Raw genomic sequence first — 14,459 nt, 5'->3', positions numbered from 1 at the left:
GCTGTGAGAATCGAAATGATGTTAAGGCACTGATGTAAAGCTTTCATTGAAGTGCAGAAAAGAAAACAAGGAAACGTATAAATGGAGGTTGAACACGTTGAATGGAAACGAGCCCCATGGAGGGGTATTAATCAACCGCTGTGATCACGCATGCCGTTTTGAAGGGTGCACGTGCGAAGCGGAGCTGGATCAGCTTGCACTGAGCGACCTCGAGCTTATTGCGATCGGCGGCTACAGCCCGTTAACAGGTTTTTTGGGAGAAAAGGATTATCATCGTGTTGTGAAAGAAATGAGGCTGGCAAACGGCTTGCCGTGGAGCCTGCCGATTACGCTGCCTGTCGGAGAAGAAACAGCAAAACAGCTGTCTGCCGGAGATCACGTCAAGCTTGTGAAAGACAGCGTTACCTACGGCATGATCACAGTCACCGATATATACCGGCCTGATAAAACACTGGAAGCACTGTCTGTTTTTAAAACAACCGATCCTGCCCACCCAGGCGTAAAAAAGTTGCTGGCGCGCCCGGATTATTATATCGGGGGGCCTATCACGGTCAGCCGCCTGCCTGACAAACCTTTCGAACAGTTTTATGCAGCGCCCGCAGAAACAAGAGCGGCCTTTCAAAAACTCGGCTGGCAAACGATTGTCGGCTTTCAAACCAGGAACCCTGTTCACAGAGCGCATGAATATATACAAAAAACAGCGTTAGAAACGGTCGACGGTCTGCTGCTTCACCCGCTTGTCGGTGAAACAAAGTCAGACGATATCCCGAGCGGTATCAGAATGGAGAGCTACCAGGTTTTGCTTGATCACTATTATCCAAAGGATCGTGTCATGTTATCGGTTTTCCCTGCCGCCATGCGTTATGCAGGTCCGCGGGAAGCGATTTTCCATGCGCTCGTCCGAAAAAATTACGGCTGCACCCATTTTATTGTAGGCCGTGATCACGCAGGGGTCGGCAGCTACTACGGGACATACGACGCACAAGATATTTTTCAATCATTCACAGAGGAGGAGCTTGGCATCAAGCCGCTGTTTTTCGAGCACAGCTTTTATTGCCGAAAATGCGGAAACATGGGCACCTCCAAAACATGTCCGCACAGCTCAAGAGACCACATCCACTTATCAGGCACAAAAGTGAGAGAGCTTCTCCGCCAAGGCAAAAAGCCGCCTAAAGAGTTCAGCCGGCCTGAGGTCGCAGCCGTGTTGATCAAGGGACTTCATCAACAGCCTGTTGCCATCCAGCAAAACAGCGGGGAATTAAAATGACACACAATCCGAACATTATTTGGCATCCCGCTGCCATCTCAAAGTCTGACAGACAGTCCTTAAACGGACACAAAAGCTGCGTCCTCTGGTTTACCGGCTTATCAGGCTCCGGAAAATCGGTGCTGGCCAATGCAGTCGATGAAAAGCTTTACCGCAGGGGCATTCAGAGCTATGTGCTTGACGGTGATAATATCCGCCACGGCTTAAACAAAGATCTTGGATTTCAGACTGGTGACAGGATTGAAAACATCCGCCGGATCGGAGAAGTGGCGAAGCTATTTGTCGACAGCGGGCAAATGATTTTAACGGCTTTTATCTCTCCATTCAGAGAAGACCGGGACATGGTTAGAGCGCTCTTTCCAATAGATGAGTTCTTCGAAATTTATGTAAAGTGCCCGCTGCATGTTTGTGAACAGCGCGATCCAAAAGGACTTTATAAAAAAGCGCGAAACGGAGAGATCAAACATTTCACCGGGATCGATTCTCCGTATGAAGCGCCCATTTCACCCGATTTCATCATTGAGTCGGACCAGATCTCTATTTCCGATGGAGCTGACCTCATCATTAACGAACTGCAAAACAAAGGGATCATATAAAAACCCGATGAATATCGGGTTTTTTCTTATGAGTCGGAGAACTTTGCAATCAAACTGTTGACCTTTTCTTTTTCCTCATAAAATGCTCCGTGCCCGCTGTTTGCAAACGGAACCAATTCCGACTGTTTGATGCCGCGCTTCAACTCTTTCGCAAAATCAAACGGCGCAATTTTATCCTTTCTCCCGTGCAGGATCAGCGTCGGCACCTTGATTGCAGCAAGTTCCTTTCTGAGATCCTCATCTCTTAATGCAATGCCCGAGTGGATCGTCCCGTAGGAGGAGGCCTCCAGCATCAGATTGAGAAACCACTGTCTAAGCTCTGGGGACACTTTTTTCTCAAAAAACTGTTTCCCTAAATCCGCCAGTGTTTTGGGCCGATCCGTTTTGAACAGTTCAATCATATCGTCAATATCCTGCTTCCTCATTCCGTACGGATAACCTGGGCGTTTTGTGAACGCGGGTGCCGCTGCTGACAGTAATATCAGCTTATCAACATCCGCTCCCTCATGCCTTGCCATATAACGGACTGCAATGGCTCCGCCCATTGAAAAACCGGCAAGAACCGCATTCTCAAGCTGCAGCGTATAAATGACTGCTTTCACATCATCGGCCATCGTGTCATAATCGTAGCCTTCCCAAGGGCGGTCAGATAGTCCATATCCCCGTAAATCAATGCCGATAAAACGGAAGCCTCTTTTCGGAAGCTCATTCATTTGATATTCAAACATCTTATGATTCAACGGCCACCCGTGCAAAAAGATGATTGGCCTTCCATGCCCGATATCCTCTACAAACAGTGTCACATGCTCCTCGGTTTTGACGTAATGCCCCATTCCGCATTCCTCCTGTTCCCTTTGGCTTTCCCGGCCTGTAAACGCCTTGACGTACAGGAAGCTTTCCATTTATGCTTACAAAACAACCGGGCTGCTGTACCAAGAAAGGCTCTTTACGATTTACTATATGTATCAAATTCCTTAACGATCTACTAAATTGAACCCGGAAGCCTCTGTTTTTCGGGCAGCAAAGGATGTCATCACATGAATAAAATTACAATTCAAAAACCGAATATACCGGAAAACCTGCAAACCGCAGATTTTCATGATGCCGTGACGCAGGATGATGTAATCAGCATGCATTTGTTTGAAGATTGTACAATCTTCGGCGAAGATATCGAAAGACTTTGTGTGGAAAAAACGATCTTTAGAAATGTCGTGTTTATCGATGTGTCCTTTCGGCATATTGAACTGACCGATGTAATCTTTGAAAAATGTGATTTATCAAACGCCGATTTCAGCGGAGCTGTCATTCACAGAACTTCTATTAAGCAGTCAAAAATGGTTGGAATGAATGTGGCGGAAGCAACGCTGCGGAATGTTTCATTCGAGGAATGCCACGGACATTTCAGCTCATTTTCGTATTCAAATATGAAACAAGTTCGATTTGATCACTGTGCTCTTATGCAAAGTGAGTGCAGCAATACGGTGCTCCAGCAGACACACTTTGACAGGTGCGAATTGGAAGGCGCCAGCTTTTCCGGCACGTCCCTTCAAAACATGGACATCAGCACGTGCCGTTTTGAACAGCTTCATGTCTCCCTCGACAAATTGAAAGGCTGCAAAATCGCACCTGAGCACGCGATTGCTTTCGCCAGGGCGCTGGGAGCTGTCATCGTATAACAAAAGCTTAGGACATCATCAGGCGGCGGGCTGTTTCGGCTGCCGCCTTAATGCCAGTTTCCAAATCCCCAAGAGATGCATAGGAATATGACAGCCTGATGCTGTTTCGGTCTTCGCCGTCATAAATGGAACCGGGATTCACAAGCACTTGCCGTTTCAGCAGTTCATAAAAGAAACGGCTGACAGGCAGGTTTTTATGAAATGTCACCCAAATATAAAAGCCGCCGGCAGGAATCCGCCACGAGGCAATGTCCCCCGCATACCGCTCGAGAAAATGAACGGCGGCGTCTCTCCTTTGTTTAAGCACCCTGCGTATCCAAGTCAGATGCTCTTCATAATACCCCTGCGACAGCCACTCGGCAGCCGCCCACTGGGACAGTCCGCTTGAACCGTAGTCTGTCTGCATTTTAATGTCCGACAGCCTTTCAATAACCGGTTCCGGACCGGCAATCCAGCCGATTCGCAGACCGGGGCTAACCGTTTTTGAAAACGTGCCCAGGTACAGAATATTGCCCTCGTGATCCATTGCTTTCAACGGCTGCGGCGGTTTTTCTTCGAACCATAAATCACCATACGCATCATCCTCAATGATGGGCAGCTGCTCTTTTTTTGACAGGCTGATGATCTCTTTCCTCCGCTGCTCTGACATGACTGTGCCTGTCGGATTATGAAACGACGGAATCGTGTAAAGCAGCTGTCCTCCATATTGTTTTCGATAAGAAGAAACAAGCCCCGCCTTGATCCCTTCTTTATCCATCGGCAAGCCGCGAAGCCGCATCCCCGCTGATTGAAACACATGCAAAGATTGAAGGTAGGACGGCTTCTCCGTCAAAATGACAGAGTCTCGTTTTAAAAGCCCAATTGAGATGAGCTGAAGTGCCTGAAGTGCGCCGGACACAATTAAAATTGCAGACGGTGACACATGGATCTTCTTGCCTTTTAAATGCTCCGCCACCGCTTCCCTCAGCTGACGGTTTCCTTTCGGCTGCTCGTATCCTAAAGACAGAGCCTGCGGATTGATCTTCTGAAACATCCGGCGCATTGTATCAGCAGGCAGCAGATCCGGTGAAAGTTCTCCTGTGCCTAATCTGATGATATCCGTTCTTGGTTCGTTCTGATTAATAGCCTGAATGATGGAAGAGTTAGGGCGATGAATGCCCGAACGGACGTAATCGCTCCAATCAAGCGGAGGCTCAGCCGCCAGCACGCTCCAAGTACTGTTTACAACCTTCGTACCGCCGCCTCTTCTTCCCTCTAACAAGCCTTGAGACGTGAGTTCATCTATAGCTGCTGTGACTGTGCTGCGGTTGACTTGAAACATGTCGGCCAGCGTTCTCTGCGCAGGGATTTTCGTCCCTACAGCCCACTCTCCGTGAAGAATCTTGTCTTTCATATATTGTTCGATCTGCCGATGCAGCGGAACATCTAACTTTCGGCTTGGCTTCCATTGCGACAAGGTCATGCCCCCTTTTTTCACATTATACATTTGGCTGGGTCTAAACCCAACCAAATGGCTGGAGACTTTGGTAAACATCTCTTTTATGATTGAAAAAAAGATGTGAAGGGAGCTTTTATCAGCATGAATGCAATCATTCACGGAATTGTGCTCGCGTTTGGCTTAATTTTGCCGCTGGGAGTGCAGAATGTATTTATTTTTCAGCAAGGCGCGTGGCAAAAGCATGTTTGGCGAGCACTCCCCGCCGTCATCAGTGCTTCAGTCTGCGACACCCTGCTCATTGTATTAGCTGTTGCGGGCGTATCTGTCATTGTGCAGCAGCTGCCCATGTTTAAGGCAGTAATGATGGCCGGCGGATTTTTATTTTTGCTTTATATGGGCTGGGTAACTTGGCACAGCCGTCCAAAAACAAGCCAAGATGAAAAACATACGTTTACAGCAAAAAAGCAAGCCGTGTTTGCGGCCGCTGCTTCACTTTTAAACCCGCATGCCATTCTGGACACGATCGGTGTCATCGGCACGAGTTCTCTACAATATTCGGGGCTTGAGAAATGGCTCTTTATGGCCGCCTGTATCGCTGTATCTTGGATTTGGTTTAGCAGTCTTGCAATAGCGGGCAGGCTGTTTCAAACAATGGATACGAGCGGCAGGCTAATGGTGATCGTAAACAAATGCTCTGCAGCGGTCATGTGGGCAGCGGCAGGATATTTTGGGGTGTCACTCTTTTGCAATTGAAGGAGAAACAGATGAAAAAAACGAATTTCTTAGAAAAGGGGGCAATGCTGATGACTGATGCAAAACAGTTTTATGACTATCATTCTTGGGCAAACAAGAAAATATTTACCCATATCGAAAACCTGCCGGAGGAAACTGCCTATCAAGAAGTAAAGAGCGTATTTCCTTCTGTCAGCGACGTGCTGCTTCATATGTGCAGGGCTGACTACATTTGGCTGAATGTTCTTTCGGGAGTGGCCTACCAAGAGATTATAGAAAGCGCAGGCAAATTAGAGTCCGCGCAAGGTAATATGGCAGCGATTAAACAGCACGCTGCCGAGCTGGAGTCACAGTATCATGATTTCTTCAGCCGCCAGACGGACTTAGAACAGACCTTCACAATGCAGCATCCGAAACTAGGTACACTGGAATCAACCTATGCAGACACCATCCTGCATGTCGTCAATCACGGCACTTACCACAGAGGGAACGTAACCGCCATGCTGAGACAGCTGGGCCATTCAGGCATACCTACTGATTATATGTACTATTTATATGAGAAAAGAGAAAGCAAGGGCTAAAATGTCCTTGCTTTTTTTGCGGAAAGCCTCAAATGCAACATATTAGCTTTTACATACCTGTATAAGCGCGCTTCACATCAAGCTGTACGGGCCTGCCGCTCTTATAGGAATTGGTCGCCGCGATGCCCACTTCTAAATTGATTGTCGCATCGATATCTGTCACAATCGGCGTTTTTCGATCCCGGACACACTCGGCAAAATGCTGAAGCTCCAAGCAGTAGGCTTCATGAAAACGAGTTTGAAAGTCTGGAATGATATCAAAACTGCTCCCTTTAGCCGATAGGATGGTCACATGTTGATTTCTCAATGTTCCTATGAAAATACTGCCCTCTGTCCCGATCACCTCCGCCCGGATGTCATGTCCGTATGGAGAGGTTCTGCTTGCCTCGACGTCCCCCGCTGCGCCGGAGTCAAATTCAATATACGTCAGCGCCTGATCCACATCGCCGTACTGCTCCATAAACGGATTGTTCAGAATCCTGCCGTGCCCTGAAACAGAAGTGATTTCCGCCCCTATCAAATAACGGGCAATATCATAGTCATGAATGGAGCAGTCAATAAAAATCCCACCGCTGTGTTTGATAAACTCTGCGGGTGGCGCGCCTTGATCGCGCGTAAAGCCTTTATAATAGATAGGTTTGCCGATTTCACCTGCGTCAATCCGCCGCTTGGCATCTGCGTATGCAGGATCGAATCGTCTCATAAAGCCTACTTGGCAAATGACACCTGTCTCCTGCACTTTTTCAGAAACTGCTCTAGATTCCTCAAGGCTTAATGTCAGCGGTTTTTCAACGAAGATCTGTTTGCCGTTCTCGGCTGCTTTGATGACCATATCACCATGTGTGCTTGTCGGCGTTACGATAATGACAGCATCAATACCGGGATCTTCTAACACCTCATATGGGTCCTCTGACCATTTTTCGATACCGAATTCTCTGGCAACCTGCTCCGCTCTCCCTTTCAACGGATCACTGACACAGACCAGCTTTGCCCCTGGTACACTGGTAACGAGATTTTTCGCATGATAATAACCGAGCCTTCCTAATCCCAATACTGCGCATCTTACTTGATGTTCCACTCCCCATCCTCTCCTTTGTCTCATTTCAGGATCGCTTGGAGAAAGCGCTTTCTCTTAACAGCTAAAAAAACAGCGGCAACTCCGCTTTCATTTTTGCGCAAGCGCTTTCTCAAAAGATGGTTTCATTTTACACTGCCTTTTGTTGACACGCAATATGTTTTTTAAATCAAAAAACCCGCTCATTAGCGGGCCTATGTGTTAGGCGGTGATGTAGAATGTCTGATTACAAGTTCAGGCGGGAGCACTATTTTATGTTTCGTCTTTCGTTTTCCCTCTATTGCTTCTGCCAGCAGTTCAATGACGCTTCGCCCCATATCTTTTATCGGCTGGGCTACGGTCGTCAGGGGCGGAGCCGCCATTTCTGCGAGTATCGTGTTATCAAAACCAATGATAGAAAGGTCGTCCGGCACTTTTATGCCTCTTATTCTTGCAGCTTGTATGGCGGCGCAGGCCAATACGTCATTGAAGGCAAAAATAGCCGTCGGAGCGTTTCTGTCGAGCAATTTACCCGCTTCTTCCTTGCCGCTTTCCAAGGAAAATCGAGTCGGGATGATCAGTGACTCATCAATGGGCACGCCCGCTTCCTCCAACGCCTGGCGGAAGCCTTTGATTCTATTTTTTTCACCTGTTGTTGACCCGTCTCCGATAATACAGGCGATGTTCGTGTGGCCGAGTGACAGAAGATGCTTGGCAGCCTCGTACCCGCCGCGAACATCATCCATGACGACAATATCCATCGGAAGCAGCGGTTTATCCTGAGAAATCATGGCAAGCGGAATCTGTTCATTGGCGATTTCCTCCAAAGCAGACATACTGTCATGGTTTTCAATCCCTGTTGCAAAAATAATGCCGTCCACCTTTTTCTGCTTCAGCACAGAAAAATATTTCGTTTCTTTTTCCGGATCGTAATCGGTGCTGCAAATCATCATTTGAAAACCAAGCTCATCCGCTCTTTCCTCAATGCTTTTGGCAAGTTCGCCGTAAAACGGATTTGAAATATCAGGCGCTACGAGAGCGATCATATTCGTTCGTTTTCCCGTTAACGCCGCGGCGTGGACATTGGGCATGTATGCCATTTCATTCATGACATTCATGACCTTCTGCCGCGTTTTGTCGCTGATTCTCCCCGTATGGTTAATCACACGCGACACAGTTGTAATCGAGACACCCGCCGCCCTTGCCACATCGTAGATTGTTGTTTTCATGTTCATCCCTCGTTTGGTTATTGAACTTTACGGCTGACAATTTTCCGGTATTCAATTGGTGAAATCCCTTCTATCTGCTTAAACAGTTTTGAAAAGTATGTCGGATCTTCCATTCCAACCGTTTCTGCAATAACGCCCATTTTATCATTTGTAGAGGATAAAAGACGCTTCGCTTCTGTCATTCTCACCCGGTTCGTGTATTGTGCCGGCGTTACGCCGAGCACCTGCTGCATGCAGCGGCTCACATAATCCTGATGATAGTGAAGGGCGAGTGACAGATCCTTGATTGTCGTCTTTTCCTTATAATGCTCCTGTAAGTACCGGGCCGCCTCCCAGGCTACCCGCTCTTTCGCAGACGGTATTTGGAACGCTTCTTTTTGCAGATGCAGCATCAGCTCCTCAAATAAGATTTGCTTTCTAAGCGGCAAATCGGAGTTTTCCGCGGAGTAATCAATCAGTCTTTCAAACTGCTGCGCCATAAACTGCGGGCGCTGCACCTTGCCTTTTCTCGGCAAAGCCAGTCCGTAGCGGGCCGGCTCTTCGAAGCTCCCTTTTTCCTGCTGAAGCTCAGACCAATTGCTGCCTCCCTTAGCTGTAAATTCATAACGATGTTCATCGAAGTGAAGCCAATAGTAGGAGGTTGCTTCATCACTGCCCTTCGTTCCATAGTGTTCGAGACCGGGAGAAAGCAGAATATACTCGCCGCCTTCAATGGAGAATGATTTCTCATTTTCCGTAATATATAACGTTCCGTCTTTGACATATATCAGATCAAACACGGAGAATACACGTTTCACATGGGTTTCTCCCTTTTTAAAAACCCCTTCTCCGGCCGCGATAAATACCGGAAAAGGCGGGACTGTAAACAGGATGCGAGGCATTTGAATCATCCTCCTTTTTAAGTCGGATTTTTACAAGAAGTATCGTTTCTCTCCCTTTTTATTATAAGGAAATGGAGGTACACTTTAAAACGTTGATTTTATTTACGAAAGGGGTTAGACACGATGAAACAAGCTGTCTTCAAATCAACTGCTTTGAAAAAACCCGCTGACAAAACGTTCTCATTATTTTCGCTTACTTGGCCGATCTTTATTGAGGTCTCATTATATATGTTTATGGGTAATGCCGATACACTGATGCTCAGCCAATACTCGGATAACAGCGTGGCAGCAGTCGGCGTCAGCAACCAGATTTTGAATTTAATTATCGTGATGTTCAGCTTTATCGCCACTGGAACGACCGTTGTGATTTCACAATTTTTAGGCTCGCGGCAAAAGAAAGAAGCCATGGAAGTCGCTTATGTGTCAATCGGCGCCAACTTCTTCATCAGCCTTGCGATCAGTGCCATCATTTTTTTCGCGGCTGTCCCTCTGCTTCATATGATGGGATTATCAAACGAGCTGATGCCTGATGCGAAAGTTTTTTTACAAGTTGTCGGAGGTCTGTCCTTTATTCAGGCTTTAATCATGACATTCAGCGCGATCTTAAAAAGCTACGGCTACACAAAAGATACAATGTTTGTCACTATCGGCATGAACATTTTAAACATTGCCGGAAACTTTGTGGTGATTTTCGGTTTGTTCGGCTTTCCTGTTCTCGGCGTTGCCGGTGTGGCGCTGTCTACATCTATCGCCCGCGTCATCGGATTAATCGCAATGATTGTGATAGTCAACAAACGCATTCAGCTGAAGATGTCGCTGAAAAAAGTGTTTCATATGCATAAAGAGCATTTGCGCAAGCTGCTGAAAATCGGCATCCCTTCTGCGGGAGAGCAGCTGTCATACAACCTGTCGCAAATGATTGTCACGTATTTTATCGCGATCATGGGCGCGCAGGCGTTGACAACAAAAGTGTATACGCAAAATATTACGATGTTTATTTTGCTGTTCGGCACTGCGATCAGCCAGGGTACGCAAATTTTAATCGGCCGTTATATCGGCGGCAAACAGTTTGATGCCGCTTATGAGCGCTGCATGAAAAGCTTATATTGGGCACTCGGAATTGCTGCGGCCACATCGGTTTTGATGACGATCTTTTCAAAAGACCTGATCGGCATCTTTACACAAAGCCCGGACATTATTGCGACTGCAAGCCTTTTGATTGCCATGACGATTATCCTTGAGCCAGGCCGCTCGTTTAATGTCATTATCATTAACTCCCTGCGTGCAGCGGGGGATGCGAAATTCCCGGTTTACATGGCAATGATTTCAATGTGGGGCATCGGCCTTCCGCTTGCTTATCTATTCGGGATCCACCTCGGTTTCGGTCTTGCCGGCATTTGGATTTCTTTTATCGCGGATGAATGGGTTCGGGGAATCTTAATGTACAGAAGATGGCGCTCCCGTATCTGGATTCAAAAAGGTATGGCGTAACACCCGGCTCAATCATGACCGGGTGTTTTTTAGATATCAGACAGAATCCGCTTCACTTCATTCTCTGTGAGGGCGTATTGATGTTGAAATACATCATACTGCTCCGCCCGGATTTTTTCTAAAACAGCCCGGTACAAATGAAGAGCGGCTTTCACCGTTTTTTGTGAATACTGCGGAAATAGCGGCAATGCATCCAGACACTCCTCAAGATAGGCTTCCGCTTCAAAAGCGATATACTCCCATGTCATAGTAAACGCCTTATTCACGACGCCATTTTGAAGGTCGTCCTCTGTATATCCAAATTGCTGCATCACCTGCCGGGGGATGCGGTTTTTTTGCTGTTGGCCAGTGCCGATATCTCTCAGAATCCGAATCAGCTGAATCGCTAACCCGAGTGAACCGGCTGCATGTGTCAGCTGTTCCCGATGCCGGCGCGTCATGATCGGGAGCAGCATCAATCCGGCTGCGCCGCCCGTCTGGTATGCGTGCATGAGCAGTTCATCAAGATTTTCGAACGGTTTATCTTCCGCTTTCTGTGCGGCCATAAACTCACGGAATGGCTCACTGTCCAGAGTAAAGGTTTGGTACGCATGACCAAAAGCCTTCCACAAAAAGTCATTCCCGTTATACGTCCCGGAAAACACATCTTCCGCCTCAGCTTCAATGGCAGATAACGCCTTCCCATCCGCATTGGCTGCCGTATGGCAAAACGCCACAACCGCCCAAGCTGCCTGCCTTTGCTTCAGTGGAAGAAACGAAAAAGCTTTGTAGCAGGCTGGTTCGCGGGCGCTGACAATCTGGCCGCATTCAAGATAGGCTTCTTTTATCTCTTTCATTTCTTTTCACTCCTATGTATCACTGCTTCTTCAAGTCTATTATGTTTTCTCGCAATTGTATATGAAGAAAAAGCCGATTCCTTTTAGCAGAATCGGCTTTTTCTTTATCCTTCATCAATATCAATGCGATACGCTTCAAACCATGTATGAATTTGGGCTAGATGGGCGATCAGCTGAGGCCCTTTCATAAGCTGCCCGAACCACGGAACCTTGAAGGAGGAACCTTCCGTTTCTAAAAGCTGATCTAATTGTTTTCTGTCCAGCAAGGTATGGAGCACGGAGTCCTTTTGGCTTCTGATCGTTTTCAGCCATTCGCTGACGCCTTTTGTATATTCGGGGTGGTGCGTTTTCGGATACGGGCTTTTTTTGCGATACAAAATGTCATCAGGCAAAATGCCCTCAAGCGCTTTGCGCAAAATGCCTTTTTCCCGGTTGTCATGCATTTTCATTTCCCATGGGATATTCCAAACATATTCCACGAGCCGGTGATCGGCGAATGGCACCCGCACTTCAAGGCTCGCACCCATGCTCATGCGATCCTTCCGATCCAAAAGGTTCGTCATAAACCAAAGCATATTTAAATAGAACAGCTGTCTTCTTGCTTTATCCACACCCGTTTCTCCATCTAATAATGGCGTTTCCGCCAAGGTTTCTTCGTATTTGACATTTACGTATTCTTTCAGATTCAATTTTTTCTGCCATGAGTCAGAAAGCAGCTTGATCCGCTCCTCTGTCGATCTCATCCATGGAAAGCCTGACTCGACGTCAGCCATATGAAACCACGGATACCCGCCGAAAATCTCATCCGCGCACTCTCCCGACAGGCTGACGACAAAGTCCTTTTTGATTTCCCGGCAAAACCACAACAGGGATGAGTCAACATCCGCCATTCCCGGCAAGTCTTTGACCAGTACAGCTTCCTCCAAGTGATCAACGAGATCCTTTTGGCTGATGACACATTTGTGGTGCGTTGTGCCGAAAGCCTCTGTCATTTTTTCAATCCATGGCCCGTCATCATTCGGCTGAAAAGCGCTTGCTTGAAAAAATTTATCGTTCTCTTCGTAATCAATTGAATAAGTATGAAGCGGTGCTTTTCCTTCCTTTTCAAAATGGCCCGCCGCAATCGCTGTAATCGCGCTTGAGTCCAAACCGCCTGATAGGAACGTACAAACCGGCACATCCGACACAAGCTGCCGCGTCACCGCGTCTTGAAACAATGATCTGACATTGGCAACCGTGTCACCAAAACTGTCCGTATGTCTTTCGCTTTCAACATTCCAATAACGCCAAATCGTAAGCCCGTCTTTGGAAAACGTCAGCGCGTGAGCCGGGCGGATTTCTTTTATGCCTTTAAATACGCCAGTGCCCGGGGTTCTGGACGGTCCAAGCCCGAAAATTTCAGAAAGTCCCGTTCTGTCCACCCGCGCTTTTATATCAGGGTGTGCGAGGATCGCTTTGATTTCCGACCCGAAGAGAAATGAAGAGCCTTCCTTCGTGTAAAAAAACGGCTTTACGCCGAGACGGTCTCTTGCGGCAAACAGCAGATTGCGCTTTTCATCCCACACAGCGAAAGCGAATATGCCATTGAGATGGTCGACACAGTCTTCCTGCCATTCAATGTAGCTGTGAAGAAGCACCTCAGTATCTGACGTACGCTCGAATTGATGGCCCCGAGCCCGCAATTCTTTGCGCAAATCTTCCGTGTTATACAGCTCGCCATTGTAAATAATGGTGTACGTATCGCCTTTATAGGTGCACGCCATCGGCTGGCGTCCGCCTTCAATATCAACAACAGCAAGTCTTTTATGTCCGAATAAAACATGGTGCTCTCCCCAAACGTTAGAATCATCAGGCCCTCGTTTGGAAAGAGTGTCTGTCATTCTGTTCATCGTTTGTTTTTCCTGGACGAGCTGCTTTTTAAAATCGACCCAACCCGTAATTCCACACATGTGATATCAGCTCCAATCCCGTTTCTATCGTAACAATTTCGTTTCTTTCAGCACCTTAGTAAGTTTATGCATCTATAGGCAGATAGTTGATTTGTCCATAAAAGAGTTGTATGGGACAGGCTTGAATTGGAAAGAAAAGAGAGGAATGAAGAAAAAGGAGACAGCATGCATGAAACGGAAACAATTGATATATACAGGAGAACGAAAATGGGAATACGGCACCATCCTCATCGAAGACGGCATCTGTTTAATCGAAAACGGAGAAGGTGATATACTTTTGGCAGACAGTCTCCAACATAGCCCAATCTGGGTTCATCATAAAGGAAAGTGGGAGCAAGCCGGCTTTCAGGATCAATTGGTTCTGGCATGCGGTGAAGAAAACATCTCCCTTGCCGGTGGAGAACGCATCCGCTATGAGAAATCAGTCAAGCGGCCGCTTATGGCACTTTTGGATTCGCTTGACGACGAAACCTTTCTCGCATTTCTGCAGCACTTGCATAGCTTCGGCTTATCGGTATTCGATTGCGTCTTTTCTTATAATAAAGGAGTCTTTTCAAATACTTCGGAGGAGCAGGGTGTGTCCTTTTATCACTTTTCAAATGATACCGCCCAATGCGCGATGCAACATCACTACAGCAGCGAAGGGACAGGAGACCGGTTTGAATGGACGGCTTCAAACGGAAAGCGATCCATCATGTATTCAGCAGTCCAACGGGGGCGCAAATAAAA

Annotated in this window: 12 protein-coding genes and 2 pseudogenes; 7 read left to right on the top strand and 7 right to left on the bottom strand. The window is 47.2% G+C overall.

The features are described 5' to 3' along the window. The first annotated feature begins 97 nt into the window (after window positions 1-97). Both sat and cysC read left to right on the top strand, forming a co-directional pair. Window positions 98-1,267, top strand: coding sequence for a sulfate adenylyltransferase (gene sat / locus ACQXR1_RS17025; RefSeq protein ID WP_430772547.1), 1,170 nt, complete (start codon window positions 98-100; stop codon window positions 1,265-1,267). Further along, window positions 1,264-1,863, top strand: coding sequence for an adenylyl-sulfate kinase (cysC, locus tag ACQXR1_RS17020; protein WP_430772546.1), 600 nt, complete (start codon window positions 1,264-1,266; stop codon window positions 1,861-1,863). The genes sat and cysC overlap by 4 nt, the downstream gene beginning before the upstream one ends. A 26-nt stretch (window positions 1,864-1,889) precedes the next feature. On the opposite strand, the gene ACQXR1_RS17015 is transcribed toward cysC, so the two are convergent. Then, window positions 1,890-2,696, bottom strand: a complete 807-nt coding sequence (locus ACQXR1_RS17015; RefSeq protein WP_430772545.1) for an alpha/beta fold hydrolase — start codon at window positions 2,694-2,696, stop codon at window positions 1,890-1,892. A 204-nt stretch (window positions 2,697-2,900) separates the two neighbouring features. On the opposite strand from ACQXR1_RS17015, the gene ACQXR1_RS17010 reads away from it, so the two are divergent. After that, entirely contained in the window at window positions 2,901-3,539 is a 639-nt protein-coding gene (locus ACQXR1_RS17010; RefSeq protein ID WP_014663482.1) for a pentapeptide repeat-containing protein, read from the top strand. Between the two features lie 7 nt (window positions 3,540-3,546). Here ACQXR1_RS17010 and ACQXR1_RS17005 read toward each other — a convergent pair whose 3' ends face one another. Continuing rightward, window positions 3,547-5,001, bottom strand: coding sequence for a PLP-dependent aminotransferase family protein (locus tag ACQXR1_RS17005; RefSeq protein ID WP_430772544.1), 1,455 nt, complete (start codon window positions 4,999-5,001; stop codon window positions 3,547-3,549). A gap of 79 nt (window positions 5,002-5,080) precedes the next feature. Here ACQXR1_RS17005 and ACQXR1_RS17000 point away from each other — a divergent pair. Together ACQXR1_RS17000 and ACQXR1_RS16995 are read left to right on the top strand one after the other, a co-directional pair. Beyond that, a pseudogene (locus ACQXR1_RS17000) lies at window positions 5,081-5,730 on the top strand (LysE family transporter). A gap of 50 nt (window positions 5,731-5,780) precedes the next feature. Further along, complete coding sequence (locus ACQXR1_RS16995) at window positions 5,781-6,290, top strand: DinB family protein (protein WP_147772418.1); 510 nt, start codon at window positions 5,781-5,783, stop codon at window positions 6,288-6,290. A 49-nt stretch (window positions 6,291-6,339) separates the two neighbouring features. Here the strand turns inward: ACQXR1_RS16995 and iolX are convergent, their stop codons facing one another. The 3 genes from iolX to ACQXR1_RS16980 form a co-directional block, all read right to left on the bottom strand. Beyond that, window positions 6,340-7,368 (bottom strand): scyllo-inositol 2-dehydrogenase, encoded by a 1,029-nt coding sequence (gene iolX, locus ACQXR1_RS16990; protein WP_151256820.1) that lies wholly within the window; start codon window positions 7,366-7,368, stop codon window positions 6,340-6,342. 191 nt (window positions 7,369-7,559) lie between these two features. Then, window positions 7,560-8,573: a transcriptional regulator DegA gene (gene degA / locus ACQXR1_RS16985; protein WP_069839045.1), complete on the bottom strand. Its 1,014-nt coding sequence runs from the start codon at window positions 8,571-8,573 to the stop codon at window positions 7,560-7,562. Between the two features lie 17 nt (window positions 8,574-8,590). Further along, entirely contained in the window at window positions 8,591-9,454 is an 864-nt protein-coding gene (locus tag ACQXR1_RS16980; protein ID WP_069149336.1) for an AraC family transcriptional regulator, read from the bottom strand. A gap of 123 nt (window positions 9,455-9,577) precedes the next feature. Here ACQXR1_RS16980 and ACQXR1_RS16975 point away from each other — a divergent pair, with 123 nt between their 5' ends. Beyond that, window positions 9,578-10,945 (top strand): MATE family efflux transporter, encoded by a 1,368-nt coding sequence (locus tag ACQXR1_RS16975; protein ID WP_418657090.1) that lies wholly within the window; start codon window positions 9,578-9,580, stop codon window positions 10,943-10,945. A 29-nt stretch (window positions 10,946-10,974) separates the two neighbouring features. Here the strand turns inward: ACQXR1_RS16975 and ACQXR1_RS16970 are convergent. Continuing rightward, window positions 10,975-11,804 (bottom strand): annotated as a pseudogene (locus tag ACQXR1_RS16970) (phytoene/squalene synthase family protein). Window positions 11,805-11,885: 81 nt separating this feature from the next. Further along, on the bottom strand, window positions 11,886-13,730 hold the full coding sequence (gene asnB / locus ACQXR1_RS16965; RefSeq protein ID WP_430772543.1) for an asparagine synthase (glutamine-hydrolyzing): 1,845 nt from the start codon (window positions 13,728-13,730) through the stop codon (window positions 11,886-11,888). Window positions 13,731-13,875: 145 nt separating this feature from the next. Here asnB and ACQXR1_RS16960 point away from each other — a divergent pair, with 145 nt between their 5' ends. Further along, a complete protein-coding gene (locus tag ACQXR1_RS16960; RefSeq protein WP_430772542.1) occupies window positions 13,876-14,457 on the top strand; it encodes a DUF2777 domain-containing protein in 582 nt (193 codons plus the stop codon). Window positions 14,458-14,459: the final 2 nt, after the last annotated feature.

The sequence above is a fragment of the Bacillus sp. ATD genome (assembly GCF_050585765.1).
Classification (GTDB): domain Bacteria; phylum Bacillota; class Bacilli; order Bacillales; family Bacillaceae; genus Bacillus; species Bacillus stercoris.
This window is presented reverse-complemented; position numbering and strand designations above follow the sequence as displayed.